Origin of the sequence: Leuconostoc aquikimchii (assembly GCF_040838325.1) — a bacterium.
In the GTDB taxonomy this organism is placed as follows: Bacteria; Bacillota; Bacilli; order Lactobacillales; family Lactobacillaceae; genus Leuconostoc; species Leuconostoc aquikimchii.
In genome coordinates this window covers 1,175,654-1,201,307 of the sequence record NZ_JBFPER010000001.1, presented here as the reverse complement: position 1 = coordinate 1,201,307, position 25,654 = coordinate 1,175,654, and the positions used below count along the sequence as shown (strand labels likewise).

Genomic DNA, 25,654 nt, shown 5'->3' with positions numbered 1-25,654 from the left:
CACGTGACAGATGAAACTAAAAACGAATTAAATAATGAAGAGATAGTAGAAAATGATGATGGCTTAGCAACTGAAAAAGTTGATGCTGTCGTAGAAGAAGCGGCCGATTCTCAGCAAGTAGCGCTTGATGAAGCCTTGAAACGCGTATCAGATTTAGAAGATCAATTACTGCGATCACAAGCTGAAATTCGAAACATGCAACAACGTCAAGCACGTGAAATTCAAAATGTACGTAAGTATGATGGCCAAAAGTTGGCTAGTGCAGTGTTACCGGCAGTTGATAATTTAGAACGCGCGTTACTGGTTGAATCGAAAGATGCGGTCGCGCAACAAATCAAAACTGGTGTTGAAATGACATTAAAAACGTTGGTACAAGCTTTAACTGACAATGGTATTTCCGCAACAGGTGAAGTTGGTGAAAATTTTGATCCAACAAAACATCAAGCGATTCAAAGTGTTTCTTCAGATAAAGTTGATTCAGATCAAATTGCATCTGTTTTGCAAAAAGGCTATATACTGCAAGATCGCGTACTACGTCCAGCAATGGTCGCAGTGGCAAAATGATTTTATTAGTACGAAATTAAAGATGTTACGGTGATTCAGCGAAACGCGCACTACACCTAAAAAAGACAAATTTAACTTAAAAAGCAAAGGAAGAATAAATTCATGTCAAAGATAATCGGTATTGATTTAGGTACGACAAACTCAGCAGTTGCTGTCCTTGAGGGTGGCGAACCAAAAATCATCACAAACCCAGACGGTGGTCGTACAACACCATCAGTTGTTTCATTTAAGAATGGCGAGAGCCAAGTTGGAGATGTTGCTAAGCGACAGGCTATTACAAATCCAGACACAGTTATCTCAATTAAGTCGCATATGGGAGAAGCTGGTTACAAAGTTAGTGCTGACGGTAAAGACTATACACCACAAGAAATTTCAGCAATGATTTTGCAATACATTAAAGGTTATGCTGAAGATTATTTAGGTGAAAAAGTTGACAAAGCTGTTATCACCGTACCGGCCTACTTTAATGATGCACAACGTCAAGCAACAAAAGACGCTGGTAAGATCGCTGGATTGGAAGTTGAACGTATTATTAACGAACCAACTGCAGCAGCTTTGGCATACGGCTTAGACAAGTTGGACAAGAATGAAAAGATTTTGGTTTATGATTTAGGTGGTGGTACATTTGATGTGTCTATCCTTGAATTAGGTGACGGTGTGTTTGAAGTTTTGTCAACCAATGGTGATACTCATCTTGGTGGTGATGACTTTGATAATGCAGTTATTGATTATCTTGCAGCACAGTTCAAATCTGATAATGGTGTTGATTTGAAGTCAGATAAGTTAGCATTGCAACGTTTGAAGGATGCTGCTGAATCAGCCAAGAAGACATTATCTTCAGCGACTGAAGCACAAATTGATTTGCCATTTATCGCATCAGGTGATCAAGGTCCTTTGCACTTGCAAACGTCATTGTCACGTGCTAAGTTTAATGAAATTACAGCTAGTTTGGTAAAGAAGGCTGAACAACCAGTTTTGAACGCATTAAAAGATGCAGGTTTGTCATTTTCAGATATCGATGAAGTTATTTTAAATGGTGGGTCAACACGTATTCCAGCTGTTCAAGATTCTGTTAAAAAGTTAACTGGTAAAGAACCTAACCATTCAATTAACCCCGATGAGGCAGTTGCTTTAGGTGCTGCTGTTCAAGGTGGTGTGATTACTGGTGATGTTAAGGATGTTGTCTTGTTAGATGTGACACCATTGTCACTTGGTATCGAAACAATGGGTGGTGTGTTCACAAAGTTAATCGACCGTAACACAACAATTCCAACATCAAAGTCTCAAGTATTCTCAACAGCTGCTGATAATCAGCCAGCTGTGGATATTCACGTGTTACAAGGTGAACGTTCAATGGCTACGGATAATAAGACACTTGGTCGTTTCCAATTGTCAGACATTCCTGCGGCACAACGTGGCGTACCACAAATTGAAGTAACATTTGATATTGACCGTAATGGTATTGTATCTGTTTCTGCTAAAGATTTAGGGACACAAAAAGAACAAAAAATCACTATCCAGGCCGCAGGCGGTTTGTCGGATGATGAAATTGAGCAAATGATGAATGATGCTAAGGCTAACGAAGAAGCTGATGCAAAAAAGAAAGAATCAGTTGATACACGTAACGAAGCTGATCAATTGATTTTCTCAACAGAAAAGACTTTGGAAGAAGTTGGCGATAAGTTGGGTGATGACGATAAGAAAGCCACACAAGAGGCATTAGAAGCTTTGAAAAAGTCTAAAGAAGATGCAGCAGCTGATGATGCTGACTTGACAGAGTTGAAGGCTAAGTCTGAAGAATTAGGTAAAGCAGCACAAGAATTGGCTATGAAATTGTATCAACAAGCAGCGCCACAAGAAGGTGCTGAAGGGGAAGCAAAGCCAGCCGATGATAACACTGTAGATGGTGATTTCGAAGAAGTTGATCCAGATAACAAAAAAGACTAATTTGATCTTTACTAATAAATATCAAGCGAACCGCATTCAATTGAGTGCGGTTCGTGTACATAATATTAAAAGGAGCGGGTAAGTGAATAATACAGAATTCTACGACCGTCTTGGTGTGGATAAAGGTGCCAGTCAAGATGATATTAAAAAAGCATACCGTAAACTATCAAAAAAATACCATCCAGATTTAAATCATGATGCTGGTGCTGAAGAGAAGTACAAAGAAGTACAAGAAGCTTTTGAAACTTTGGGTACTGAACAAAAACGGGCACAGTATGATCAATTTGGACCAGCAGGAGCTAATGGTGGCTTTGGTGGTCAAGGTGGGCCTGGTGGCTACCAGCAACAAGGTGGGTTTGGTGATTTTTCTGATTTGGGTGATATTTTCAGCCAAATGTTTGGTGGTGGTTTTGATCCAAATCGGCCACGAAAAGGGCAAGATTTACAGTACCGTATGCGTTTGAGCTTTGAAGAGGCCGTGTTTGGTAAGGAAGAAACTATCAAGTTTAATCGTGGCGATGGACCACATGAAATTAAAGTGACGGTGCCAGCTGGTGTTGAAACTGGGCAGCAGATGCGTTTGTCTGAACAAGGTGAGTCAGGCGCCAATGGTGGACCACGAGGCGATTTGTTTGTTGTATTCCAAGTTGCACCATCTAAGGACGGTTTTGAGCGTGAAGGCGCAGATATTTACCTTGAACAGGCGATTGATTTTGTTCAAGCTGCTTTAGGTACTGAAATGCAAGTGAAATCAGTTCATGGCGATGTTAATCTTAAAATTCCAGCTGGTACACAGACTGGTACACGTTTCCGTCTACGCGGCAAAGGGGCACCACGATTGCAAGGAACGGGTCATGGTGATCAATACGTTATTGTTAAATTGGCTGTACCAACAAAGCTGAATAGAGAGCAAAAGAAGGCGTTGGAAGCATATCAAGAAGCAACTGACGGTACAAAGAAGAAAAGTTTTTTTGATAAATTATAAGAAATACTCGTATGCTTAATGTGTATGACAAAAATCTGAAAGTTGGCTGTTTTTAACTTTCAGATTTTTTTTGTAAATTAAAAGACCCCATATGATGTAATTGGACTTTTAGAGTTGGCGTAAAGCGATCTTTAAAAGTTCAATTATTAGTACGGGATCTTTTTAACTCATGAATTATTGTTACGAAAGACTGATATTTAGTCAATATATTTTGTTTCGTCATCAACTTCCCAAGGTGCATTTAAATCAATATGATCATAGTATAAGTGGCCATGTAAATGATCAATTTCGTGCTGAAAGACAATCGCTGGATAATCTCGCAGTTTAATAACCTTTGTGTCACCATTTTCATTTTGATATCGCACTGTGATACGATCAGCGCGAGGAACGAATCCAGGAACATCCTCATCAACTGATAAGCAACCCTCACCGACATCTAATGCGCCACGTTTAACTGATTCAGAAATAATGAGAGGATTAAATATTGTGCCCTTGAAATAAGGCGTATCATCAGACTCGTGCGGATCTAGTGAAGGCACGAGTATGGCAGCCATACGCAATGACTGATCAACTTGTGGTGCAGCTAGACCTACGCCTGGTCGCAGGCCATATGTTTCATTTTGTGTTTCATCCTGTGAGACAACCAAGTAGGTCATCATATCTTTAGCCAATTGTGCGTGTTCGTCACTTAAAGGAAAAGGAACAGTGGCAGCAGTTTTTCGTAAAACGGGTGCACCATCTCGTGTAATTTTATCCATTGTAAATCGAATTGTCATGTTTTTTACCTCTTTATTAGTATATCAAACTGTACAACATGTTAAAATAGAATTATGAGTGAAAATTACATATTACCAATTGATGGCAATTGGACAGTAGATGATATTGTGAAAATATCCAACCTTGTAGATAGTGTTTTAGAAGTTTATGAAGCAGGTGTGCCAAAATCAAAGTTATTAGCAAGATACAATGAGTTTCGTGACGTGTTACCAGCTAAAAGCGAGCAAAAAAGATTTGACAAAGATTTTGAACGTCAAACTGGGCGTAGCATTTATAAAACTTTGAAATTGGCACAGAGCACAACAAAAGATAAGGTGCGGGGATGACTTTAAGTCAATTTGAAATACAAGATATTAATCAAACCGTTTTATTGTGGTTAGATGACGTCCGAAAAAGGACGTTAATTGCCATGCAACAACATGTGGATGTTGCGATAAAACACGATGCAAGAGATTTAGTGACAAATGTTGATCGAGATAACGAAAAATTTCTGAATGCTAAAATTAGATCGTATGATTCAACGGCAAGTATTGTTAGCGAAGAAGGTTTTGGTGATCACCAAAGTGATATGATAGGCAATGTGTGGTTTGTAGATCCCATCGATGGCACAATGAATTTTGTTAAAGAACAGGCAGATTTTGCAGTAATGGTCGCACTGTATATTGATAACGAGCCGATTTTGGGATGGATTTTAGATATTGTTAATAACGTGGTTTATCATGGCGGCCCACAAATTGGTGTCTTTGCTAATCAATTACGATTAGAACAGCCAAACAATGATGCATTAAGTGATGGGATTGTATTGTTAAGTGGGGCACGATTACTATATGGCATGTTTGGCTATGATAAAATTGCGAAAGCTGCTTTAGGTTATCGCGTTATTGGTGCTGCAGGACCATCATTTTTACGTGTGATTTCTGGTCAAGCTGTGGGTTATTCCTCTAAAATGATGCCGTGGGATTTTGCGGCGGGACAGGTTTTAGCAAAAACTTTAGGTTTATCTGTTTCAGATATTGACGGCAGACCACTAGATATGTTATCATCTAACATAGTATTAGTGGCTACAAATCGCGCGCATCGTGATATTTTAACGTTGCATCAAAGCTAGGGCACAACAGACCCTAGCTTTTGCTGTGAGATAAGTAGCATTAAATTAAAGGAGCACTAGGAAATTGGCAAATCGCGAAGATATTCGTAACATCGCTATCATTGCCCACGTCGATCACGGAAAGACGACGTTGGTTAATGAACTACTGAAGCAATCAGATACATTGGACTCACGCAAGGAATTGGGTGATCGTGCAATGGATACAAATGATATTGAAAAAGAACGTGGTATCACTATCTTGTCAAAAAACACAGCTGTTAAGGTTGGAGACAAGCAAATTAACATACTAGATACACCTGGACACGCTGACTTCGGTGGTGAAGTTGAACGTATCATGGGTATGGTTGATGGCGTATTATTAGTGGTTGATGCTTTCGAAGGCACAATGCCTCAAACACGTTTCGTGTTGAAAAAGGCGTTTGAACAACATTTGACACCAATCGTTATTGTTAACAAAGTTGATCGTCCGGGCGCACGTCCTGAAGAAGTTGTTGATGAAGTTTTGGATTTGTTTATTGAATTAGGCGCTGATGATGAGGGACTAGATTTCCCAGTTATTTTTGCTTCAGCTATGAATGGTACAGCATCGTTATCACCTGTTATTGCTGATCAAGCGCATTCGATGAAGCCAATTTTCGATGCTGTTTTCGATACAATTCCAGCACCAGTTGACAATTCAGATGAACCTTTGCAATTCCAAGTAGCGATGTTAGACTATAATGACTTCGTTGGTCGTATTGGTATTGGCCGTGTGAAGCGTGGTACAATCAAGATTGGTGATACTGTTGAAGTGTTAAAGCTTGATGGTGCTACACAAACTTTCCGTGTGACAAAGTTGGCAGGGTTCATTGGTTTGGACCAGGTTGATATTCAAGAAGCCAAAGCTGGTGACTTGATTGCTGTTTCTGGTATGGAAGATATTTCTGTTGGTGAAACAGTCGCTGATCCTGCTCATCCGGATCCTTTACCAATTTTGCGTATCGATGAACCAACTTTGCAAATGACTTTCCGTCAAAATGACAGTCCATTTGCTGGTCAAGAAGGTAAATTTGTTACTGCACGTCAAATTGAAGATCGTTTGCGCCGTGAATTGCATACTGATGTATCGTTGCGTGTTGAAGATACAGGCCAAGCTGGTGCTTGGTTAGTATCTGGACGTGGTGAATTACATTTGTCTATTTTGATCGAAACAATGCGTCGTGAAGGATTTGAATTACAAGCCTCTCGTCCTCAAGTTATCTATCGTGAAGTAGATGGTGCACAATCAGAACCATACGAATCAGTTCAAATTGATACGCCAGATGAATATTCATCAACTGTTATTGATTCTTTGAACCAACGTAAGGGTGAGATGATTAACATGGAATCTGTCGGAAATGGTCAAACACGTTTGACTTATATGGCACCTTCTCGTGGATTAATTGGTTACTCAACTGAATTTATGTCAGCAACACGTGGTTACGGTATCTTTAACCACACATATGCTGAATATCGTCCAGTAGTACGTAATTGGGAACCGGGACGTCGTAATGGTGCCTTAGTTTCAATTACTCAAGGAACAACAACTAACTATGCTATCATGGGTGTTGAAGACCGTGGACAAATGTTCATTGGTGCTGGTGTTGAAGTTTATGAGGGTATGATTGTTGGTATGAATGCACGTGACAATGATATTTCTGTTAACGTTACAAAGTTAAAGCCACAATCAAACGTTCGTTCATCAAACAAAGATCAGACTTCATCTATTAAGACACCACGTCTTATGAACCTTGAAGCATCTTTGGAATTCTTGAATGATGATGAATATGTTGAAGTAACACCTGAAAATGTTCGTATTCGTAAAGCGGTATTGAATACAGCAGAACGTGAAAAGTCTGCTAAACGTCGTAAGGCATCAACAAATTAATTAATAGTGACAGAAAATCTTACAAGATTTTCTATTACGGAGCTATGGCACAATCCGGTACTGCAACGGACTCGAAATCCGTCGAGCCGCTTTTGGCGGTGTGCGGGTTCGAATCCCGCTAGCTCCTTTATCATGTTTCATGGCGTTGCATAAGGTTGCAAAAACCTTGATGTAGCGCCTTTTCTTATGAAAAACGTTGCACTGTGTTTCATAGCATTTCACACAAAATGGTACTTTTTTAGGTACTTTTTACAACCAAGCGAGTAGGCAGTGTAACGGCGTTTAAGCCGTTTTTTATTTGCATAAAAGGTACAAAATAGCACATAAGTAACAACGTGGTACATATTGTTTTATCTTTTGATATAATAATGATATCAAAATAATGAGGTGTGATATGGAAATTGTGACTTACAACATAGATGAACAACAAGTAAAAACGTTTTTAACGCAACTACAAAATATTGCAACGGTTGCGCATGTCAATCTAGCCAATCAACAATTATCCGGTCGTGCTTTATCAGATATGCCAATGAACCAATCAAATAAAAATAGCGCGCTTGATGCAGTGGATAGGGTTATGGAGGCACGCGAAATTGTGGCCAAAGTTTATCAGGCCTTGAACTTTATGAATGACACCATCAATCGTGACATTATTAAGCTTAAATATTTATTTTGCCTAACCTACAAAGAAATAAGTGAACGGTTGGCACTTTCTGAATCAGGCATACGTAAAAGGATCAAAATTAACGCATTAAACGAGTTTGCGCTTGCCTATGGCATGTTCGAATAGGGACATGATTTAAATCATAAAGGTAGTGGATTAAAATCACATACCCCCATGATTTAAATAAAAACGTGGTTGTGCGGTCCCAGGTCAATAATTGTGGCCAAAAAGACCAGAACAATACTTATTATGATGATGAAAAAATGAGGTTATAGCGTGGCAGATAGTACAGATAAATTGTTAAGAAATTATTTTTCAGGTAGGTTGAAACTCATGGCTGAGATTGATACACGATACAAGCGAGATATTGCTGATATTACATTTTGTTTGTCAGTGCTTAAACCAGAACATCAGCAAGTGATCAAACGTTATTATAGTGATAAGTTCTTGACATGGGATGAACTATGCAATGAAGTGGGGATGAGTAACACATCTTTAAGAACATGGCGTAACGACTTTAAAAAGCTACTAGTCATGCTCTCACAACACGGGGATGAGTTTATCAGATTGAGACATGAAGCATTACAAGTGTAGTGCTCTTTTGTTTGTCATAATAAATACTCTCTAACATCAAGAATTAGACAATACATAAGAAGGGCAAGCATACAGCAAGAATAGCCTGTAATGTGGTTGAATTTGCGTGTTAAATGCAAAGTAGTGTATTTATACCATGAATAGCTAACAAAGCTTAAAAGAGATTTCAGAGAGTTAAAAAATGTGTTATTAATCAACAAGAATTATACATGTGAAGATTATTGTTATAAAAAGTTTAAGCAAGCTGTTGTCAAGCTGAATGTTTATTTTTGTGTGTTAATATTGATACATAGTGAGGAATAAAAAATGGGTACAATTATAGGCGAACGTCCATCAGTTTTAAAATCAAGTTTTGAAAATGAAAGGATTGAAAATCAGCAATATAAATTTAACGTTAAATTATCTATTAACTTCCCAGTATCTACTTTCAATTCAATAGTCCACTTTTTGGTTGTGTCGGGTGTTAATTTAACGAGAAGAGAAGAATATCACGTTACTTATACATTAGGAAAACCGCAAGATCCCAATCTTTCAGGTCAAGCAGATTATGAATTTGAAGTTGTTGTTGATGAGCAAGTTCTCAAATTAAAAAATTTATCTTTCGAAGCATCTAACACAAAAGATATAAAAAATAGTCCTGAGGGGTTCATTGAAGTAAAAGAGGGTGTTTTCTTTAATAATTCTCTCCCTATAAACCTCAGTCAGGAGTCTGAATAATCATGGCTGCTGGTCCGAGTAATGGTTTCACAAATATAGGTCAAGGCAATCAGATTGGTCAGGGATATCCAAGAGAATTAGTTGACGAAAAATTTATTTCTAAAGATGACTTTCATAATTTGGAGATGACTGTTCAAAAATTAGAAAACAATTTAAAAACGAGTCAGTTAGAGAATGACAATAAAACTTTAAAGCAAAAATTAGCTGCGGTTCAAGATCTTGGTAAATGGTCTATTACAACGATTATAGCGATTGTTGCGTTGGCTATTAATATCTTAAACCACCATTAATTTTTTTAGAATTAAGTGATGTTTTTTATTGCATATATAAAAATTAAAATGTTATTAATGACGCTCAATAACCACAATAAAAACCACGTCCTTTAAATAGAGCGTGGTTTTTTATCCTATAAATTTTTTATTTCCTTGCTCACTGAGAACAGTGGCATAATGTTGGTCCATCTCGTAAGCTTGTTTTTGTCTGCCAATGATCATTACTTTAACGAGGTTATACATCTTATTCGTTAAGCTATCGATATATGCTGCTTTATGAACATAGGTGTTCCAGTGCATCCCCTTAGGTTTGTCAGGCATGAAACCACCGAGTTCGCCACAAAGCAGTACACTGCATACTAATAATTCTTGTTGTGGATTTAATTCTCGCTTTGCTTTCATCACTATCCTATCATAGTGCATCAGCTTATAAAAAGGGTCACGATTAACTTTGTTGTCTTGTAATGAGTACTGTAACTTTGCACACTCACGGCAAGCCATAACCGACCTCACAACATATAGTGTGCCTTTGCGCTTATCACAGACAGGGCACACAAACCAATAACGTACACCGCCATAATTAGGGGATGTTGTGGTGAATTGTATTTTATGGCCATTGTACCTAATAATATCCTTAGCACTGCTAATAAGAAATACAAAATCTTTTATATTCAGTTGTTTATAATCTTTAATTGTACGCATATACTGTCTAAATCATTAAGCAAATTTTGTGACCTTTTGCAACCTTAATTGATTGTATATGTTTATTATACTTGATATGGCGAGCGTTACAAACGTTGTAACAGCGTGTAACTTTCGTTACAAAAAAAGTTACATTTTAATGGTCACAAAGTTACAAAAAAATCACATTTAGCGTTGCAAAAACGTTGCGTTTTGTTGCAGCTTTTTATTTTCGCCATAAGTGGAGAATTACTACAAAATACTACATGAAAAAACATCACAGATTATGTATTTATAACAAATAAATTACGACACAACAATTAAAAAAATTAAATACTAAGCTGATGTGAAGTGTAAATTACTTTCTGATGTAGCGAGTTGATGTCCAGTATCTAAATCAATAACGATTACTTTTAGAGGTGTTTTTGTACTTCCATTTTGTGGAGTTGCTATATTTAGACCAGCACTTACTGAGACACCACGATAGTCCTCATTTTCCACAATATATGAATCTTGCGTAGGGACGTTACCAGCAACATTTATTACACCGTTAAGTAAAAATTGAATAGTAAGTTTTTTATCCTTTTCATAAACTATTCCGGCGTTTAATTGTATGTTAACGGATGTGGTTGAATTTGTGTCAAAATTTATATTTTGAATAGGAGTAGCTGTATTAGGCATTGAGGCGTAAAAATAGTTTATTTCAACGGTATCAATCATTATTTGTTTCCTTTTCTATTTTATTAGGGTGGTTACCCGTATAGGCGTTATCTTTTACTTTTGGATCAATACTTGTTTCGTCATCGGGAGTCACTGTTTTGTTTCCGGTAAAAACACTTGGAGCAACAGAAATGTTGATATTACTGTTATTACTATTTGTGTTATTAAGTTGAGTACGAGCAGTCGGCGTAATTTTATCACCCTGAGAATTGATATGTTGATTTACTGAATTTTGCCATGATTCTAAATTATTAATGTATTGTGCTACCATGAAAGCCAAATAGACAACAGCAGTTATTACAGTAGCCAAAGACAGCGCATCGACCGAAGATAGTTTGAAAAATTTACCTACAATCCAGCTTAGAATCCATATGCTTAATTCTCTAATATATTTTAGCATAGTATTAAAATGATACCTTTCACGACGAATAATTGTTTTTTAAATGGTTTTCAAAAATTAAAAATTATGTCTACTCTTGATTTGTTATATATTCTTCAACACACCACTCTCAAGCGACATGGGGATACCAAAGTACGCCATGAAGTCATAGAGCTTGCTGTATCTGTCTGTGTTCTCGTCAAAGTAAAAGTCTGCCAGCATTTTAAATGCGTAAGCATTGGCGCTTATCTCTGCATCACTTTTGGCCAAAGGCGAGAACGCATAAGTTTTGTGTTGTTCGCCATTTAAAACATGCTGTAGCTCATGAAACTTGCGCAAAGGCAGTGAGAACTTGGTTTTAAAGTTTGGGTTGATGATTATAATGTTGTCAAACGGGGATGCGACGTCTGGATCATGGTCGTGGCCAGAAACCTCAATAACTTGTATTTGCTTGTCAGGTGTTCGCGTGGTGTTATATTTAGCGACAACGTCATCAAAATATTCGAGTGGGGAACTATAGTCTAGGTACTCATACATTTATTGTTTATCCTCACGCATAGTTCGAAGCATGGCGATAATAGCTTGTTTGTAGTCGTCTGACAACTCTTTACCCTCAAAAGACATGATTAGCTCATCATCTGACAAGTCAACTTGTTTCTTACTTTCATCCCCGCTATCAGACACATTGTGAGCCGTTTTCAGCGCGTTGTCTGTTTTACCCTGTAAATAGTCCACTGTGGTATCCAAAGCGTCAGCAATCAGAGAAAGCATAGCAAAAGAAGGCGTAAAGACGTCTGTTTCAATTTTAGCTATGCTTCCACGGGAAGAATTAATTAAGTCAGCTAATCCACTTTGGGTTAGCTTTTTTTGTTGTCTAGCTGATTTAATTCTTTCAGATGTTAGGGACATAATTTTTCTCCGAGATATTAAGGAACTTTAAAAATAGTTAAGGAAATCTAAATGCAGTTGTTCACTAAAGGAACAATAGATATACTTTAGATATTGAATGTTCATTTAAGGAACAAATATAAAAATAAGTTCCTTATATATACATATCATACCAGACAAGCAAAGACATTTAAAGACAAGAAAGGGCATTAAAACATGGAATTAGTATATTACAAAGGTTTGCAAGATGAGCCATACACAACAGTAGATGTTATCTGTGATTTTACAGATGTTACAAGACACGCGGTTATGGTTTTGATTAATCGTTACAAAAAGGACTTATCAGATTTAGGGGTTTTGTCATTTGAAATGACGAAACCTAGTCAAGGGAGCAATGGTGGACGACCTAAAAAGATATATCACTTAAACGAACAGCAAGCGACATTTTTAATCACGTTGCTTGATAACACGTTAAAGGTTAAAGAATTTAAGAAGTTGTTAGTTAAGAGTTTTTATCAAATTAAATCAGAACTTGACGAACGCAAGATACACCGACAAGTGAACAAGGTCATGAACATTGGTTTTGGGGATGTGATCAAAGCGCATTATCCAGACAGCAAACACGCCTACAGCAACTTTCACAGATTGGCTTATAAATACGCTCTGGGTGTCACACCTAAGCAGATTAAAGACCAACGGCACACAGAGGACCCGCAGAGTGCGCTCACATCAGACGAGAGCGCAAGGTTAGAACGTGCTAAACAACAAATATCATTGTTCATTCAAGACGGCTATGACTATGAGGACATTAAAACTAAGCTATTTGCTGATATTTAAAGGGTGTCACTAAAAATGACACCCTTAATACAATAAAACACATCCCCTAGTTAGAGGATGTGTCGGTGTTCTTACGTTGTGATTTGATATAAGATACAAATTTTTTAATTTCTGTAAATTCATCAGGGGTTACGCCATAAATAATCATATTAGTATTGAATAGTTTTGGTTCTTTCGGACCATTAAGTATTATGTCTTCAGAAAGATCAGTAATAAATTGAAATTCACTTTCACTCAAATATTTCGAATTAAAGCCCAAATCTTTTTTATTATTTATATAGGTTATTTTGTTATCAATCGCTAAATATGCAGGCTCTTCATCTGTTTTACCTTCTAAATAGTCTACGGTGGTATCTAAAACATCAGCAATCAATGAGAGCATGGCAAAAGACGGCTTATTTCTATCAGTCTCATAGTTAGCGATTGCCATGCGGGAAGCATTTATTATTTTAGCTAAATCACTTTGTGTTAGTTGTTTTTGTTTGCGTAACTCTTTTATACGGTCTGCGGTTATGGACATAATAAATACCTCGCTTAAATATTAATATTTTTTAAAGACCTTAATTAAAAATAAAACTACGTTAAGAAAGTCTAAATCATATTGTTTATTAACTAATCATTGTTTATAGTTTAAATATTGAATGTTTATTAAGTAAACAAATAGAAACATTGATGATTAGTATATACACATATCATATCAGACAATACAAGGTAATGAAAGGCAAACAGAGTTAATGCGTGCAAGAGTGAGTCACGTTAAAAGCAACGATACAGGAGAAATAAGATGAATAATCAAAATGTATGGACATTTGAACCAAGTACCAATAAAAGATATCCAGTGCGAACGTTGATTGAGAGTGGTGAACTATGGTTAAACGCAAAAGATGTTACAGGAGCATTGAATTATTATAATACAGCGCAAGCGTTGGACATGCATGTTGAAAGCCGTAATATCAATACATTCACGTTCCTATCTGTCAAAAATACAGGAAGAAATCAATTCAAACGTGACATGTTGGCTGTTAATGAAGCTGGTTTGTATGAGTTAATTATTGGCAGTCACAAACCTAATGCACGACTATTTAAAAATTGGGTTACTAGTGAGGTATTACCAGCAATCATGCGGACAGGACAATATGAAACAAGTAAAAGCAATGTACAAGACTTGTTAAATAACGCTTTTAGTGCAAATGATGAGACAGCTAGCATTATGAAATATCAAGCTAAAACATTCAAACGCAGTCCAAACAACGAACAACCGTCATTATCAGAACAGTTAAAACAATTTGAAGAATTTAAAGCATTTCAACAAATTAATGGTTGGCAGTAAGAGGAGAAATGAGATGAATTTAATGATGTGGATAGGCGAAGTTATAACGCTTATGTTATTGCTAGGTGGCGCATTCATCACAGGGCTAGCGTTTGGCCAAGATAACAGTAAATGCAAACATGAGAGGAAAGTAAGATGAATATTTATATCAAAACATTACAACAACTTTTTGAAACACTGCCAGCCATTGCAGACAGTGAGGGGATGTTACAACATCAGCAAGCACAGGCGGATATTATGACAGCCTATGAGCATTTAGACAGAGCAGTAACCCGTTTAGTTGTTGAGCGTGCCTAATGGTCATTACAACGCAAACAGGGCGGACCTATCGTATTGAGAAGTCAGGCTATACAGGTGTTGGTATTTATCTATTGAGAGCGTGGCAGTATCACAATGGCATACGAACAAGTGAACATCTTGTGATTGATATTGTCGATAAGGCAAACGAACGACGGCGCATTTTAGGTAAGGCACAAGTAATACAGAGAGAAGGCAAAAAATGACAGTTACTAATGATGAACTCATGGCAGAAGTACAAGCCGTTAAAACTCAGTTAAGCAATCAACATCATGTCTGGAAACGAGCGGAACACGTGGCCAAACATTTTGATGTGAGTTTAGGCACAGTCAAAAGTTGGAAGCAGCAAGGACTAATCACACCATACAAGCATCAGAATACGGTTATTTATGACCTAACAGCCATTGAACGAGATGTATTTCAAGTACAAAACTAAGAAAGGACAGCAAAGCATGAAAAAGGGCATAAAAAAAGCTATCACATCCCCGACCAAGGAAACAGTGATAACCGACCACAAACACCCATATTATGGCTTTTGCTATACACATTTTACCATGAACAACCAACATCATGCAGAATTTATGATCAATAACGAAAACATAGCTTATATTAATTCGTTATCAACACCAGATAAACCATTTTTAATTTTAGATAGGCAGACCAACACAGCACAAATTACACCAATATTCAGAGATTTTCTTAATGAACGTGAGGCAAAAAAATGACTGAGGAAGTATTATCAAGCATTGAGCAACAAATACTTAACACATTGCCAGCAGGACGCGCACAAGCCATTACATTGGAAAAGTTAGCTTACTTATTGCGTATCAATAAAAAGCGCGTGAGCACGATTGTGGCCAACTTGCGTAAACGTGGGTATTTGATTGGTAGTAATCGACAAACACACGGTGGCATGTATCTCATTGTGACCAGTAATGAGTTTTGGGAAACAGTCAACACGTTACAAAAGAGTGTGAATAGTCAGCAAGAAATTATTAATGCCTTGTTACAGCATGAAGAACGGTTTGCGAGGATGTGATGATAGTGAATAAGTGGAACCATATCATACAATACCAACAAGCAGGCGCCTATGTTTTCATGGCGTTACCCAATCAGAAGCATAATGGCGTGGCGGGTGGCTATCACAACAGTTTTAACAACGGGGATGAGCTACAAGCATGGCTCACACAACATCCAGAGTATCGAAATGGCAATGTGGGTATTGATTTATCAAAAAGTAATCTTGTGATTGTTGATATTGATAAGCACAAACACAATGGCTTGAAAAGTATTGGGGCATGGTTTAAGGCGCATGACATTAACCCAGAGACTATCCAAGATACTTATGTTGAACGGACAGCCACAGGAGGGCTACACGCCTTTTATCTCATTCCCAATGGCCAAAGTAAGCCTAAGAATGTCATTAATGTGATCAATGGTGTGGATGTGTTATCAGAAACAGCAATCACGGTAGCACCGACTGTGATTGATAATGAAGCCTACCGAGCAGTGACAGCATTTGAAACGATACAGCAAGCCCCAGAGTGGGTGTACAAGCTATCTGAGTATCAAAATAAAAGCACACCAAGTAACCAACGTACGAGCAGATACAGCAATGTAGCGCGCTGGTTAATGGTTAAAAATGGCTTTGATGAGGGACAACGTAATGATCAGGCTATGAGTTTGGCGGGTTACTTGTTAACAATCGATATGGACCCACAAAGTACACTAGACATCTTAGAAATGGCTAATGATAAAAGTATCGTGCCTTTGAGCCATGAAGAATTACACCGCACGTATAAGAGTGCCTATAAACGAGAATATAACAAAAGAGTGAGGATGAACCAGTATGGCAGATGATATGAAACAACTACCACCACGACAAAGTACACCTGATTGGCTAAATATTGATGAAAATGGCAACGTTAAGGGCATTGATGTTTTGAAATTAAGTGAAGTGATTATTAAAGATACGCCAGTGGTTGGCGTGCCCTTTAACAGTGCGATTAGATACTACAAATACAACAAAGTTGCATGGGAAAACGTGACTGAAAAGTCAGCAAGAGCTTATATTGAGCGTGAAGCATTGGAAAAGCTCAAGCGTTATGGCGCATATAACGTTAAACGGATGCAGGATGTGAGTAAAACAACGCTTATTCAAACAATCAGTGACCGCAACCCATTTGAAAATCAGCACACAGGCATTCTAGCTTTTGGAAATGGGACGTATGACATTGACACAGGCCATATCATGCCTAATCAACCGAATAATTACCTGGTAAATGGTCATCACATTTCACTAGATACCGATGGTAAAGCACCAAATATTGAAGCATGGGGTAGTTATTTGTTTGAAAATTCATGGCAATTTGTTAAAGAGCTGTTAGGTTATGCTTTCATCCCCGAATACAAGACATTCAATACCATTGCTGTGATTGTTGATGAGATGGGTGGGACAGGTAAAAGTTACTTTTTTGCCACGATAGTTAATGTGTTATTAGGCGCCAAAAATATTGTTTCAAAAGACATGGATACCATAGCAGGCAGTAACGGTAAGAGTGCGAGATTTGGCCTGTCTGGTTTGTTTGAAAAGTTGAGTAATATCCATCTTGATTTACCAGATACGCGTATTGAAGTACCAGACACATTACGAAGTTTATCAGGTGGCGACAAGATAGACGTTGAAGCTAAGAATGCAGATAGTATGAGCTTAACGTTTTATGCCCTACTGTTATTTGGTGCAAATCAAACACCTAATATTGCGGTTAATGTGGCGTTGTCACAGCGGATTAAGATTATTCCAGTCACAGCACCCAGAGTACGTGAACGGCCACAGGAGCAAGCCAAACGCGCTATGCTATGGGATGAAAAAGAAGCTGTTAAGGAAATTGGGGCGTTTGCTTATAAGGTATTAGACGCCTATCAACAAGCCAAGCAACGGGGGATGTTTTCAATCAATGAAGAAGTTGAAGAAGCAACTAGAGAATGGTTAGAGCGCCAAGACTTAGTAACGACATTTTTGAAAGACGTCAGCCGTGATGTGGATGATGTATATAGTGGTGGCGCTAGTCTTGCGCAAACATGGGATGTCTTTCAATTATGGTTAACCGATAATGGCATACACAGTAAGTTACAACGTAAGCAGTTTAATAGCAAAATTGAGCAACTAGGATATACCAAGATTAAGACACGAAGCCACCAATCAGCCAAGATGACAGATAACCCTGTATGGAGTTGGGATGGTTTAGATTTACAGACTTACTTTGAATAATACAAAAAATAATGTACCAAGAATGTGCCTTGAATGTGCCAATAAATAAATCTTGTAACCGTTGGGGCGCAAGGCTTTAACCCCTTGTTCCATTTGTTCCAATACTTTTCATAAAAAAAAGTAAAAGAGCTATATAAGGTATGTAGTGTGAAAAAAAGTTGGCACATTTGGCACAAAAAATAAAAGTCAGTCATATCAAGGGTTACAGACGATGAAAGCGTAAAAATAGTGGCACATTCAAGGGGCACTTTTTGGTACAGTTATCAAAAACAACAAAAAAGGAGCAATTTATGACCGAATTAACAGATTATCAACGTGGACTTATTGACGGTTTTGTTAGTGGCTTAAAACCACAACGCAAGATAACGAATAATGCAAGACACGCTTACAATATCAAACACGATTTTGAAGCATTACTAAGAATGAATAATGAACCAGCGTATATCAGTCAAGAATTTGCCGAACAGTTACTTAAAAGCCATGGTTTTCAAGTTAAGCATCACTACACTAATATCAATAACAGTATGGCCACGGAAGATACACGCAGACGATTGGATAAATCAGAAAATGGCATAATCGTCATGCTTGATTGGAGTGACAATACGATTAATTAATTGAGAGGTGCAGCAGACACATTTACATAGAAAGGAGCAATACATGACAGCAAATAATACGCATCCCCAGTTATGGCCAAAGTGGCTAAAGCGTAGCCAAGCACATCAATATGTCAGTGTGGCAGACAATACGTTTATTAAAAGATATGTTGAGACGGGCAAGGTAAAAGCTTATCCAACCGAGCACGGCCTACGATATGATCGTGATGAAATAGATGAAGCCGTGAGGCATTATTATGACTAGGAGAGTTTAAGAAAGCGTTAAGCATAGCAAGTTAGCTATAACAGTGTGAAATAATGAAAGCGTGTGAACTTGTAAAAGACCATGCTTTTTTATTTATCCCTGTACATAGCCTACTCGCTTAAATACAAAGGGGTATGACATCATGAACTTGCAACAAGTAAATACAGCCAAAGGTAAATTTTGGGAAATAAACGGGTACTTGATTAATCATGATCAGAAAGTAAGAGTTAAAAAGCGTGGTTTTGAGAGTAAACGTAGTGCGCAACAATGGTTTAATAACGAGAGTGTGTTATTTGACAATGGCGAAAGTAGATACAACAAAAAAACAACCCCAAACGTGATGACCGTTAAAGAGTTGTATGATATGTGGCTTGAAACGTATCAGCATACTGTGGAAGAAAGCACATTGAACAGGACAATGATTGTGTTCAAAACACACATTATCTCTCAATGGGGCGACACACTGGTAACTGATATTACGCCAATTAAATTACAAAGATATCTTAACACATTGCAGGGTAAGTTATTACGATACAGAAAAGTAGCGGGATATTTTAGGCGCTTGTTAAATCTTGCAGTGCGGATGGACATGATACCAATAGATCCATTTACTAAAATAGAAATGCCAAAGGAACGCAGACAGCTCAATAAACTTAAGCAATTCATGGATGTTGACGAGTTTAAAGCCTTTGTTGATGTTTTGGATAGTCAGTATAAATACATCAACCAGCAAGCGTATACGTTGCTTAGATTAGGTGCATTCACGGGGATGCGAACTGAAGAACTGCTAGCGTTGGAATGGCAACATGTGGACTTTGATAATGGGTATATTAATATTGTTCAGGCATTGGGACGTGGTTTAAATGGCAGTACCTACATCAAAGCGCCTAAAAGCCGTACAAGCAGGCGTACGCTTAAAATAGATAACAAGATGTTGGCAGTATTGTCTGAATGGTATCAGGTCACAACGTACAACAAAACAAGTGATTATGTCTTTCAAAACGAGGGGCATACTTTACAAACGATCAGACCTAATAAATGGTTACGTGGCGTGAGTGAAAAATATGGTGTCGCGGTTGGGCTATCTATGCACAAATTACGTCACACATGGGCAACTTTAGCGATTGACCAAGGCGCAAATATTAAACAAGTACAAACTTACTTAGGCCATGCAGATGTATCTATGACACTTAATATTTATAGTGATATAACCAAACGTGCCAGTGATGAAACTGGTAGTGTATTATCTAATTTAATTGATTAATGGTACTAAATATAGTACAAAACGCTGTGAACCTTGATATAAGTGAGCTGTTGCGAGTCCCGCTAGCTCCTTATTGGCTGTTCTATCAACAATGTTGGTGGGACAGCCTTTTTGTTTGCAATCGCTGGTATGACTGGGTTTTTGTCGTGTTTAAAACAAGTATGAACAGGTACTAACCATGATGAATAGGTAAAAAAAATAGCACTCAGTGCTACAAATTTGCTACAAATTGCTCAACAGTTTAATCGTTTTATTTGTTTCAATATGACGCTTCTTTTGAAGCAAGTGAGCGTACACGCTTAATGTAATATTGACATCAGAATGCCCCAAGCGTTCACTAACATATTGAATGGCAATATCATTAGCAAGTAGGTAACTTGCGTGAGTGTGGCGAAGTCCATGAAAGGTAATTATTTTACAGTCACCTTTGTCTAAATAGCGCGCTAGTTGCTTGTTTGCGCCCTCGTTGGTTGGTGGTATGTCATTATTGCCCTCAAACGCATATCGTGACCCAAATGACCAAGTAACAGCCTTATTCATAAATTCTAGGGGCATATCAACCACACGATTTGATGATTTAGTTTTTGTGACTTTAAACGCACGATCATCAGCTTGCCAAGCCTTATTAATTGAGATGGTGTTATTGATGAAATCAAAGTCATCTTTAGTTAATCCAGCCACTTCTGAATATCTTGCACCAGAATAAATAGCTGTTAGAATCATGTGGCTTGTTGTCGCTTCATTATCTGCCAACGTTTTTATCAGGTATTCTAATTCATTGTTTTCTAAAAATTTCAAGCTTTTATCTTTGCTTGCTTTGGCGGAATGGGTTTTAATATTTCTTGAAAAATCTTTAACTATGTAATCTTCATCTACAGCATATTTAACGAAGGCACTAATCATGTTTTTGACATGTGATACGGAAGAAAGAACATGATCTTTTCCATAGTCGTTAATGAGCTGTTGAAACATCATGGATGTTATTTCTGCTAGTTTTACATTTGGCCAATAATGGCGCATGACAGTTAGGGTAGTGATGTACCATGTTTTACTTCTGGTTTCTAAATGTGGCTCTTTAAATATTAAGTACCATTCTTCAAACATATCGATAATTAATCCATTACTTTGTGATAGTGTATTACTTATCTTTTTGCTTTCTGCTTCGGTAGCCCAAATATTAGCCTCTGTTTTTGTTTTGAAACCGGATTTTGTTTTCTTTCTGTATTCGCCTTGATAGGGAATAGAAAACTGCCACCAATGCCTATTAAAAACATTTCAACGACTTTTCTTTATTTCTTCATGCAACAATTTCAACTCTAATTTAATATCTTTTAATTCATGTTGTAACTCGTTATTTTCTTTATTCGACTTTTCGTCAACAAAGAACGCCGTTACGGTGCTTGTCACGCTACCAATTAATCCAATACCTAATATCATTAACACAACCGCTATGAGCCTGCCAACTTCTGTGTGTGGTGAAATATCCCCATATCCAACGGTTGTGGTAGTAGAGATAGCCCACCATAACGAGTTCATATAGTTAACGCTTTCAGCAACTGAATATATTTCAGCGGCTATTAATATCAGAACGACGGTTGTTATGATTAAATAAATGAATCCGTTTGTCTCAAAGAAACGCTTGATACTTTTTTGTATTTTTCCGGTGAAACCAACGATTCTAATTAAACGTAACAATTTTATCATGCGTAGTACTCTGAACGCTCTGAAAAAATAAAATATAGAGTCGAATGGAATAATTGCCAACAGATCGAATATATTTTCTTTGAAAAAACGTTTTTTATTTTTAGTTCTAACAAGTCGCACAATGTAATCTATCCAGAAAAATGCTAATATTCCTTTATCTGCATAATTGTATGGCGAGCTGTTAATACTGATGACATTAGATATATCAAGCAGTGCTAAAATGATGGATGAAACAGATAAAATCAGAATTGACGCATAGTATAATTTGTTCATTATTATTATTATTTCGCTGAAGTAGTTTAAGCGTGGATACTAGCACGTATATGTACGCCCCTCAAAAAGGGCCTTTAGTATTTATTGAACTTGCCAATGGTAACCAGCAGGTAGTGAACCGCCTGAAGCAATTCGTGTTGAATGACCTTTTCTCGTTTGCCAGTCAAAGCCATCTTGAATAGCCCACTTGTATGCACCTGTACTATTAACACTGCCATCTGGAGCTGATAGCGTGGGATTTGGCACCACATTGGATTGGTTTTGCTGCTGTTGCGCGGTTGCATTAGCAACATCTTTTGCGCGTGATTCAGCAAGTGATGATTCGGAAAGCGATGATTCACTGGCAGCCGATTCGCTTGATTCACGAGCGGCACTTTCAGATGAGGCTTTTACTATTGCCTCTGAACTTGCTTGTTTAGCTGCTGCCTTATCTTCTTGCAGTGTCTTTGCTTTGTTTAATGTATTTCTGGCTGTACCGTTTGAATAATCAATAATTGCATTAGGACTATCGTTATTTATATAAACAACTGTCGCATCGCCGTTTCCTTTTTCTTCACGGTATGAGTTTAGATTGATTTTGACCTTTTCGCCATTGTCTTTGTACCCAACATAGGCTAAACGAACTTGTCGAGGTAACAGTTCATTATTGCGATACATTGGTGTTACTTGGTAATCGAGCCGATAGCTTTTGTTTTTCTTCAACCAACTTGCAAGATGGTTTTCATAATAAAGCATGCTTTTCTTATTTGAAGCATTCGTACTTTTTAGCGCACCAGCGTTTAAATAGGCTGTTTCAGGCACTAAGTTTTTTGCTTCATCGTTCAAGCCGCTAAATTGATAACCTACAAGATGACCACGATTGAACAACCATTCTTTACTAATTTTACCGTTACTTTTTTCGTATTTGAAGCGATAGTTATGCCAACCGGCAGGGTCATAGTCTAAACGCTGTGCACGTTTTGCAGTTGGTTTTTCAGCGTATGAAAGTTGAATATGAACATCAGTTGCACGATGATGTTCATCATTGTCTTTCAATAGCAATTGTTTAGATTTACTAAAATCAATTGGATGCTGTGCTATATTTGTTAGGCTAGTATCACGATAGCTTTTAGCTGCAGAAATACTATCAGTACTTAAAATGCCGACGGCACCTGATACAATAGATACTAACAACACTTTTTTCAATAATTTGAACATATATTTTATTCTCCCAAACTTTTTAACGTGAACGTTTGGCACGTGATTGACTAAAAGGAGATAGATTTTGAATAGTCTAACCAAACTTGCCGCACTAAATGGGCCATAGACAGTGACCAGCCTAGCGTGAACGTAACGGCTATGTAATTTGGTATATAGTCTTCGTCAATACTTTCAAAGAATAAACGTATAGCAAATAAGTGCACATTCTGCTCTTCTACCTGCTTAGCCAGAGGCCGCATTGATTCTAAAATGTTTTTATTAGGATACGTGAATGATGGATAGTTTTGAATACGATTAATCTTATGCGCTCAATAATTCAAGTATGATGCGTTGGTATTTGTCAGATATTGGTCTACCATCGAAAGCTAACATGTATTTAACAAGTACGAAACTTTCATACAGATTAATTCTTGTAAGTTAGTTATATATTTTAAACAAGCAAAAGGCAGTTGTACACTATCATTTTGAGCGGATTGATTAAGAGGAACTTACTTTATTTATGCTTCTTTACTATGTAATTTTAGTATGAAACTATCATATTGTAAAGTACTATTTTTTAAGACAATGTGGCAATCGTTGTGCCAAAAATCGTGGGTAATCCAATCAGAAAGTACAACTATAATTATGTTTATCTGGGTTAACAGATTTAGCCGATATGAAGTTGACAGGAATGTGAAAACATTCAGCGCACCGTTTGATGTTGTTGACCCTATTTACCAAGAAAATGTACACTGAAAAATACAGTATCAATTAAAAAAATAGCCTATTATTTTCAGTTATGGTTTTTATATTGTACTAAAATTCAGAAGCAGACTATAAGCAATCAGCAAACAATTGTGCATTTATAATGTCTTTATCGTATAATGTAGTTCGGAGGTAATATATTATGATTGCATTACATGTTTTCTTTGGCATAATGATATTAATTGGTGTCATTATGACTGCAGTATCTTTTCAAGGTGACACTGACAAGTTGACAAACTTGCAAAAGTTTTCTTTGGTGTTCACAACATCAGCTATTGGGTTGACGGTAATTGCCGTTATAGCAATATCTAGTTCGATTTATATCGGAGTGGCCATGTTAGTTGCATTGGCTCTCTATGAGTATTTTGCATTTTTGCGTAAAGCTAATTAAAAATAAATACGGGACTAACAAGCTCAGCCTATTAAAAACGGTTGGGCTTTTTGTATATCTAATGTTTAAGGAGAATGATATGCAGCAGGGACATCCAAGATACAAGCTACCAGACATGAGACGTGTGGGTACAATAGATGTAAAATTGCTTAGCAAATACTGAAAGAAGGTGTCATAAATGACATGAAGAAGTCCTTGTCGATGTTTCAATATGACGTTTTTTTAAGCAAGTGAACAGACATACTTAATGTGATGTACACATTAGAACAAACAACGGACATATTATTAGTCAAGCCATAACTAATTGTTGTTATTTTAGTTGTCCTGTCTATACAACATAATTGTATGAAATGTGTTGACAAGTGTATATATAAATTATATAATTTTATAGTTATATAAAAAGCTTACAAAAAGTAAGTGAAAACAGAAGGATATTATGAAGTACAAAAAGACAATCATTACAATTGCGGCAGCAGCTACCATATCATTTGGCGCAGGTGCAGTCCTTGCTGATAGTGGTGCATGGATTGGCACGCCCAACCTAGCCCATACACGCAGTATTATCGACCAATTAGGCGACAAGCTGACGTCGCAATCTCATACGATTTCTACATTGAGCCAGCAAAGCAGCACTTATCAGAGCCAGTTGACAGACGCAAAAGGTAATTTGATGTCATTGCAGAATCAAGTAGCTGATTTGCAGAATCAATTAACGAACGCCAATGCCTCTTTCCAGACACAATTGCAACAGAAGATTGATGAAATTAATCAAAAAATAGCTGAAGGTAATCAAAAGGTTGCGGATAAGCAAAAAGAATTAGATGGCGTGCAATCACAATTACTTGCTGCTAATTCAAAAGCTTCAAATTTGCAGCAACAATTAAATGATTTGCAAAAGCAATCAAATGATTCAGCAAACAAGAATTCTGATCTGCAAAAGCAATTAGATAATGCATTGCAAGATGCTAAAAATACAGAATCACATGCACAAAATGTTCTAAATCAACATCAATAATTAAGAAGCTAATATTTAGCATAATTTAAAACCGAGCCATGAAGTGAACCCCCAAAAAGTGCTCGTTTTTTTTGTACATAAAATTCACTTCATTCATTGACAGGTATAAATAAACGTGTTGTAATTATTGTATTGATAGGATCAATTAGGATTAGGGATGTGCTTAGCTTCGGTGTTCATATGCCAATTTTGGTTGGTCACATGACAAGACTCTTTTTTTTGCAACAAAAAATAGTCAAAAGTTAGTGATAAATAAATTTTAAATGGA

At 37.2% G+C, this 25,654-nt stretch carries 33 protein-coding genes, 1 tRNA gene and 1 pseudogene; 25 read left to right on the top strand and 10 right to left on the bottom strand.

From position 1 onward, the window contains the following. Window positions 1–3 precede the first annotated feature (3 nt). The 3 genes from grpE to AB3K24_RS05970 all read left to right on the top strand — a co-directional run bounded on the left by grpE (window position 4) and on the right by AB3K24_RS05970 (window position 3,496). On the top strand, window positions 4–564 hold the full coding sequence (gene grpE / locus AB3K24_RS05980; protein WP_367974304.1) for a nucleotide exchange factor GrpE: 561 nt from the start codon (window positions 4–6) through the stop codon (window positions 562–564). A 102-nt stretch (window positions 565–666) separates the two neighbouring features. Next, on the top strand, window positions 667–2,511 hold the full coding sequence (dnaK, locus tag AB3K24_RS05975) for a molecular chaperone DnaK (protein ID WP_367974302.1): 1,845 nt from the start codon (window positions 667–669) through the stop codon (window positions 2,509–2,511). An 82-nt stretch (window positions 2,512–2,593) separates the two neighbouring features. Beyond that, window positions 2,594–3,496: a DnaJ C-terminal domain-containing protein gene (locus tag AB3K24_RS05970; protein ID WP_367974300.1), complete on the top strand. Its 903-nt coding sequence runs from the start codon at window positions 2,594–2,596 to the stop codon at window positions 3,494–3,496. A gap of 197 nt (window positions 3,497–3,693) precedes the next feature. Here the strand turns inward: AB3K24_RS05970 and def are convergent, their stop codons facing one another. Further along, window positions 3,694–4,272 (bottom strand): peptide deformylase, encoded by a 579-nt coding sequence (gene def / locus AB3K24_RS05965; RefSeq protein ID WP_367974298.1) that lies wholly within the window; start codon window positions 4,270–4,272, stop codon window positions 3,694–3,696. Between the two features lie 54 nt (window positions 4,273–4,326). Between def and AB3K24_RS05960 the strand changes: the two genes are divergently transcribed. The 8 genes from AB3K24_RS05960 to AB3K24_RS05925 all read left to right on the top strand — a co-directional run bounded on the left by AB3K24_RS05960 (window position 4,327) and on the right by AB3K24_RS05925 (window position 9,552). Beyond that, window positions 4,327–4,599, top strand: a complete 273-nt coding sequence (locus AB3K24_RS05960; RefSeq protein WP_367974296.1) for a UPF0223 family protein — start codon at window positions 4,327–4,329, stop codon at window positions 4,597–4,599. Continuing rightward, window positions 4,596–5,381 (top strand): inositol monophosphatase family protein, encoded by a 786-nt coding sequence (locus AB3K24_RS05955; protein ID WP_367974294.1) that lies wholly within the window; start codon window positions 4,596–4,598, stop codon window positions 5,379–5,381. Before AB3K24_RS05960 ends, AB3K24_RS05955 begins: the two co-directional genes overlap by 4 nt. Before the next feature lie 64 nt (window positions 5,382–5,445). Further along, entirely contained in the window at window positions 5,446–7,287 is a 1,842-nt protein-coding gene (typA, locus tag AB3K24_RS05950; protein ID WP_367974293.1) for a translational GTPase TypA, read from the top strand. Window positions 7,288–7,325: 38 nt separating this feature from the next. Further along, window positions 7,326–7,414 (top strand) — tRNA-Ser (locus AB3K24_RS05945). 267 nt (window positions 7,415–7,681) lie between these two features. Beyond that, the gene (locus AB3K24_RS05940; protein WP_367974292.1) at window positions 7,682–8,077 is read left to right on the top strand and encodes an RNA polymerase sigma factor; all 396 of its coding nucleotides are present in this window, start codon (window positions 7,682–7,684) and stop codon (window positions 8,075–8,077) included. 150 nt (window positions 8,078–8,227) lie between these two features. Then, complete coding sequence (locus tag AB3K24_RS05935) at window positions 8,228–8,545, top strand: hypothetical protein (protein WP_367974291.1); 318 nt, start codon at window positions 8,228–8,230, stop codon at window positions 8,543–8,545. A 306-nt stretch (window positions 8,546–8,851) separates the two neighbouring features. Next, window positions 8,852–9,262 (top strand): hypothetical protein, encoded by a 411-nt coding sequence (locus AB3K24_RS05930; RefSeq protein WP_367974290.1) that lies wholly within the window; start codon window positions 8,852–8,854, stop codon window positions 9,260–9,262. A 2-nt stretch (window positions 9,263–9,264) separates the two neighbouring features. Next, entirely contained in the window at window positions 9,265–9,552 is a 288-nt protein-coding gene (locus AB3K24_RS05925; RefSeq protein WP_367974289.1) for a hypothetical protein, read from the top strand. Between the two features lie 111 nt (window positions 9,553–9,663). Here AB3K24_RS05925 and AB3K24_RS05920 read toward each other — a convergent pair whose 3' ends face one another. The 5 genes from AB3K24_RS05920 to AB3K24_RS05900 form a co-directional block, all read right to left on the bottom strand. Beyond that, the gene (locus AB3K24_RS05920; protein WP_367974287.1) at window positions 9,664–10,236 is read right to left on the bottom strand and encodes a hypothetical protein; all 573 of its coding nucleotides are present in this window, start codon (window positions 10,234–10,236) and stop codon (window positions 9,664–9,666) included. Between the two features lie 315 nt (window positions 10,237–10,551). Then, window positions 10,552–10,935: a hypothetical protein gene (locus AB3K24_RS05915; RefSeq protein WP_367974285.1), complete on the bottom strand. Its 384-nt coding sequence runs from the start codon at window positions 10,933–10,935 to the stop codon at window positions 10,552–10,554. Beyond that, on the bottom strand, window positions 10,928–11,335 hold the full coding sequence (locus AB3K24_RS05910) for a hypothetical protein (protein WP_367974283.1): 408 nt from the start codon (window positions 11,333–11,335) through the stop codon (window positions 10,928–10,930). The genes AB3K24_RS05915 and AB3K24_RS05910 overlap by 8 nt, the downstream gene beginning before the upstream one ends. Before the next feature lie 84 nt (window positions 11,336–11,419). After that, window positions 11,420–11,851: a M78 family metallopeptidase domain-containing protein gene (locus AB3K24_RS05905; RefSeq protein ID WP_367974282.1), complete on the bottom strand. Its 432-nt coding sequence runs from the start codon at window positions 11,849–11,851 to the stop codon at window positions 11,420–11,422. After that, window positions 11,852–12,223 (bottom strand): helix-turn-helix domain-containing protein, encoded by a 372-nt coding sequence (locus AB3K24_RS05900; RefSeq protein WP_367974281.1) that lies wholly within the window; start codon window positions 12,221–12,223, stop codon window positions 11,852–11,854. Window positions 12,224–12,418: 195 nt separating this feature from the next. Between AB3K24_RS05900 and AB3K24_RS05895 the strand changes: the two genes are divergently transcribed. Next, entirely contained in the window at window positions 12,419–13,039 is a 621-nt protein-coding gene (locus AB3K24_RS05895) for a Rha family transcriptional regulator (RefSeq protein WP_367974279.1), read from the top strand. A 316-nt stretch (window positions 13,040–13,355) separates the two neighbouring features. Here the strand turns inward: AB3K24_RS05895 and AB3K24_RS05890 are convergent. Continuing rightward, window positions 13,356–13,559 (bottom strand): annotated as a pseudogene (locus AB3K24_RS05890) (helix-turn-helix domain-containing protein); the annotation flags it as partial. A gap of 264 nt (window positions 13,560–13,823) precedes the next feature. Here AB3K24_RS05890 and AB3K24_RS05885 point away from each other — a divergent pair. The 11 genes from AB3K24_RS05885 to AB3K24_RS05835 all read left to right on the top strand — a co-directional run bounded on the left by AB3K24_RS05885 (window position 13,824) and on the right by AB3K24_RS05835 (window position 20,059). Beyond that, window positions 13,824–14,369 carry a BRO-N domain-containing protein gene (locus AB3K24_RS05885; protein WP_367974277.1) on the top strand — a complete coding sequence of 182 codons (546 nt, stop codon included), beginning with the start codon at window positions 13,824–13,826 and terminating at the stop codon, window positions 14,367–14,369. Between the two features lie 135 nt (window positions 14,370–14,504). Beyond that, a complete protein-coding gene (locus AB3K24_RS05880; protein WP_367974276.1) occupies window positions 14,505–14,666 on the top strand; it encodes a serine/threonine protein kinase in 162 nt (53 codons plus the stop codon). Next, window positions 14,666–14,872 (top strand): hypothetical protein, encoded by a 207-nt coding sequence (locus tag AB3K24_RS05875; protein ID WP_367974274.1) that lies wholly within the window; start codon window positions 14,666–14,668, stop codon window positions 14,870–14,872. Before AB3K24_RS05880 ends, AB3K24_RS05875 begins: the two co-directional genes overlap by 1 nt. Beyond that, complete coding sequence (locus tag AB3K24_RS05870) at window positions 14,869–15,102, top strand: hypothetical protein (RefSeq protein WP_367974272.1); 234 nt, start codon at window positions 14,869–14,871, stop codon at window positions 15,100–15,102. The genes AB3K24_RS05875 and AB3K24_RS05870 overlap by 4 nt, the downstream gene beginning before the upstream one ends. Before the next feature lie 16 nt (window positions 15,103–15,118). Further along, window positions 15,119–15,391: a hypothetical protein gene (locus AB3K24_RS05865; protein WP_367974270.1), complete on the top strand. Its 273-nt coding sequence runs from the start codon at window positions 15,119–15,121 to the stop codon at window positions 15,389–15,391. Beyond that, window positions 15,388–15,705, top strand: a complete 318-nt coding sequence (locus AB3K24_RS05860) for a MarR family transcriptional regulator (protein WP_367974268.1) — start codon at window positions 15,388–15,390, stop codon at window positions 15,703–15,705. The genes AB3K24_RS05865 and AB3K24_RS05860 overlap by 4 nt, the downstream gene beginning before the upstream one ends. Then, window positions 15,705–16,526 carry a bifunctional DNA primase/polymerase gene (locus AB3K24_RS05855; RefSeq protein ID WP_367974266.1) on the top strand — a complete coding sequence of 274 codons (822 nt, stop codon included), beginning with the start codon at window positions 15,705–15,707 and terminating at the stop codon, window positions 16,524–16,526. The genes AB3K24_RS05860 and AB3K24_RS05855 overlap by 1 nt, the downstream gene beginning before the upstream one ends. After that, complete coding sequence (locus AB3K24_RS05850) at window positions 16,516–17,937, top strand: phage/plasmid primase, P4 family (protein WP_367974264.1); 1,422 nt, start codon at window positions 16,516–16,518, stop codon at window positions 17,935–17,937. Before AB3K24_RS05855 ends, AB3K24_RS05850 begins: the two co-directional genes overlap by 11 nt. Before the next feature lie 290 nt (window positions 17,938–18,227). Further along, window positions 18,228–18,551 carry a hypothetical protein gene (locus tag AB3K24_RS05845; protein ID WP_367974263.1) on the top strand — a complete coding sequence of 108 codons (324 nt, stop codon included), beginning with the start codon at window positions 18,228–18,230 and terminating at the stop codon, window positions 18,549–18,551. A 43-nt stretch (window positions 18,552–18,594) separates the two neighbouring features. Further along, window positions 18,595–18,795 (top strand): MerR family transcriptional regulator, encoded by a 201-nt coding sequence (locus AB3K24_RS05840; RefSeq protein WP_294976741.1) that lies wholly within the window; start codon window positions 18,595–18,597, stop codon window positions 18,793–18,795. Window positions 18,796–18,937: 142 nt separating this feature from the next. Beyond that, entirely contained in the window at window positions 18,938–20,059 is a 1,122-nt protein-coding gene (locus AB3K24_RS05835) for a tyrosine-type recombinase/integrase (RefSeq protein ID WP_367974262.1), read from the top strand. A 222-nt stretch (window positions 20,060–20,281) separates the two neighbouring features. Here the strand turns inward: AB3K24_RS05835 and AB3K24_RS05830 are convergent, their stop codons facing one another. From AB3K24_RS05830 to AB3K24_RS05820, 3 genes are all read right to left on the bottom strand, one after another. Then, on the bottom strand, window positions 20,282–21,301 hold the full coding sequence (locus tag AB3K24_RS05830; protein WP_367975585.1) for a site-specific integrase: 1,020 nt from the start codon (window positions 21,299–21,301) through the stop codon (window positions 20,282–20,284). Window positions 21,302–21,334: 33 nt separating this feature from the next. Then, a complete protein-coding gene (locus AB3K24_RS05825; RefSeq protein WP_367974260.1) occupies window positions 21,335–22,036 on the bottom strand; it encodes an ion transporter in 702 nt (233 codons plus the stop codon). 81 nt (window positions 22,037–22,117) lie between these two features. Then, window positions 22,118–23,233 carry a DNA/RNA non-specific endonuclease gene (locus AB3K24_RS05820; protein WP_367974259.1) on the bottom strand — a complete coding sequence of 372 codons (1,116 nt, stop codon included), beginning with the start codon at window positions 23,231–23,233 and terminating at the stop codon, window positions 22,118–22,120. Window positions 23,234–24,122: 889 nt separating this feature from the next. On the opposite strand from AB3K24_RS05820, the gene AB3K24_RS05815 reads away from it, so the two are divergent. Both AB3K24_RS05815 and AB3K24_RS05810 read left to right on the top strand, forming a co-directional pair. Continuing rightward, on the top strand, window positions 24,123–24,371 hold the full coding sequence (locus AB3K24_RS05815) for a hypothetical protein (protein ID WP_367974257.1): 249 nt from the start codon (window positions 24,123–24,125) through the stop codon (window positions 24,369–24,371). 436 nt (window positions 24,372–24,807) lie between these two features. Continuing rightward, window positions 24,808–25,386, top strand: a complete 579-nt coding sequence (locus AB3K24_RS05810; protein ID WP_367974256.1) for a hypothetical protein — start codon at window positions 24,808–24,810, stop codon at window positions 25,384–25,386. Window positions 25,387–25,654: the final 268 nt, after the last annotated feature.

What these genes read in the sequence shown, in the direction of transcription:
- AB3K24_RS05920 (WP_367974287.1), bottom strand. Translation starts at nt 10,236, where the DNA reads ATGCGTACAATTAAAGATTATAAACAACTGAATATAAAAGATTTTGTA.
- def (WP_367974298.1), bottom strand. Translation starts at nt 4,272, where the DNA reads ATGACAATTCGATTTACAATGGATAAAATTACACGAGATGGTGCACCC.
- AB3K24_RS05815 (WP_367974257.1), top strand. Translation starts at nt 24,123, where the DNA reads ATGATTGCATTACATGTTTTCTTTGGCATAATGATATTAATTGGTGTC.
- AB3K24_RS05900 (WP_367974281.1), bottom strand. Translation starts at nt 12,223, where the DNA reads ATGTCCCTAACATCTGAAAGAATTAAATCAGCTAGACAACAAAAAAAG.
- AB3K24_RS05925 (WP_367974289.1), top strand. Translation starts at nt 9,265, where the DNA reads ATGGCTGCTGGTCCGAGTAATGGTTTCACAAATATAGGTCAAGGCAAT.
- AB3K24_RS05910 (WP_367974283.1), bottom strand. Translation starts at nt 11,335, where the DNA reads ATGCTAAAATATATTAGAGAATTAAGCATATGGATTCTAAGCTGGATT.
- AB3K24_RS05885 (WP_367974277.1), top strand. Translation starts at nt 13,824, where the DNA reads ATGAATAATCAAAATGTATGGACATTTGAACCAAGTACCAATAAAAGA.
- AB3K24_RS05955 (WP_367974294.1), top strand. Translation starts at nt 4,596, where the DNA reads ATGACTTTAAGTCAATTTGAAATACAAGATATTAATCAAACCGTTTTA.
- AB3K24_RS05940 (WP_367974292.1), top strand. Translation starts at nt 7,682, where the DNA reads ATGGAAATTGTGACTTACAACATAGATGAACAACAAGTAAAAACGTTT.
- AB3K24_RS05850 (WP_367974264.1), top strand. Translation starts at nt 16,516, where the DNA reads ATGGCAGATGATATGAAACAACTACCACCACGACAAAGTACACCTGAT.
- AB3K24_RS05840 (WP_294976741.1), top strand. Translation starts at nt 18,595, where the DNA reads ATGACAGCAAATAATACGCATCCCCAGTTATGGCCAAAGTGGCTAAAG.
- AB3K24_RS05835 (WP_367974262.1), top strand. Translation starts at nt 18,938, where the DNA reads ATGAACTTGCAACAAGTAAATACAGCCAAAGGTAAATTTTGGGAAATA.
- AB3K24_RS05960 (WP_367974296.1), top strand. Translation starts at nt 4,327, where the DNA reads ATGAGTGAAAATTACATATTACCAATTGATGGCAATTGGACAGTAGAT.
- AB3K24_RS05845 (WP_367974263.1), top strand. Translation starts at nt 18,228, where the DNA reads ATGACCGAATTAACAGATTATCAACGTGGACTTATTGACGGTTTTGTT.
- AB3K24_RS05880 (WP_367974276.1), top strand. Translation starts at nt 14,505, where the DNA reads ATGAATATTTATATCAAAACATTACAACAACTTTTTGAAACACTGCCA.
- AB3K24_RS05895 (WP_367974279.1), top strand. Translation starts at nt 12,419, where the DNA reads ATGGAATTAGTATATTACAAAGGTTTGCAAGATGAGCCATACACAACA.
- AB3K24_RS05875 (WP_367974274.1), top strand. Translation starts at nt 14,666, where the DNA reads ATGGTCATTACAACGCAAACAGGGCGGACCTATCGTATTGAGAAGTCA.
- AB3K24_RS05870 (WP_367974272.1), top strand. Translation starts at nt 14,869, where the DNA reads ATGACAGTTACTAATGATGAACTCATGGCAGAAGTACAAGCCGTTAAA.
- AB3K24_RS05915 (WP_367974285.1), bottom strand. Translation starts at nt 10,935, where the DNA reads ATGATTGATACCGTTGAAATAAACTATTTTTACGCCTCAATGCCTAAT.
- AB3K24_RS05820 (WP_367974259.1), bottom strand. Translation starts at nt 23,233, where the DNA reads ATGTTCAAATTATTGAAAAAAGTGTTGTTAGTATCTATTGTATCAGGT.
- AB3K24_RS05905 (WP_367974282.1), bottom strand. Translation starts at nt 11,851, where the DNA reads ATGTATGAGTACCTAGACTATAGTTCCCCACTCGAATATTTTGATGAC.
- AB3K24_RS05855 (WP_367974266.1), top strand. Translation starts at nt 15,705, where the DNA reads ATGATAGTGAATAAGTGGAACCATATCATACAATACCAACAAGCAGGC.
- AB3K24_RS05810 (WP_367974256.1), top strand. Translation starts at nt 24,808, where the DNA reads ATGAAGTACAAAAAGACAATCATTACAATTGCGGCAGCAGCTACCATA.
- AB3K24_RS05825 (WP_367974260.1), bottom strand. Translation starts at nt 22,036, where the DNA reads ATGAACAAATTATACTATGCGTCAATTCTGATTTTATCTGTTTCATCC.
- AB3K24_RS05860 (WP_367974268.1), top strand. Translation starts at nt 15,388, where the DNA reads ATGACTGAGGAAGTATTATCAAGCATTGAGCAACAAATACTTAACACA.
- AB3K24_RS05930 (WP_367974290.1), top strand. Translation starts at nt 8,852, where the DNA reads ATGGGTACAATTATAGGCGAACGTCCATCAGTTTTAAAATCAAGTTTT.
- dnaK (WP_367974302.1), top strand. Translation starts at nt 667, where the DNA reads ATGTCAAAGATAATCGGTATTGATTTAGGTACGACAAACTCAGCAGTT.
- AB3K24_RS05865 (WP_367974270.1), top strand. Translation starts at nt 15,119, where the DNA reads ATGAAAAAGGGCATAAAAAAAGCTATCACATCCCCGACCAAGGAAACA.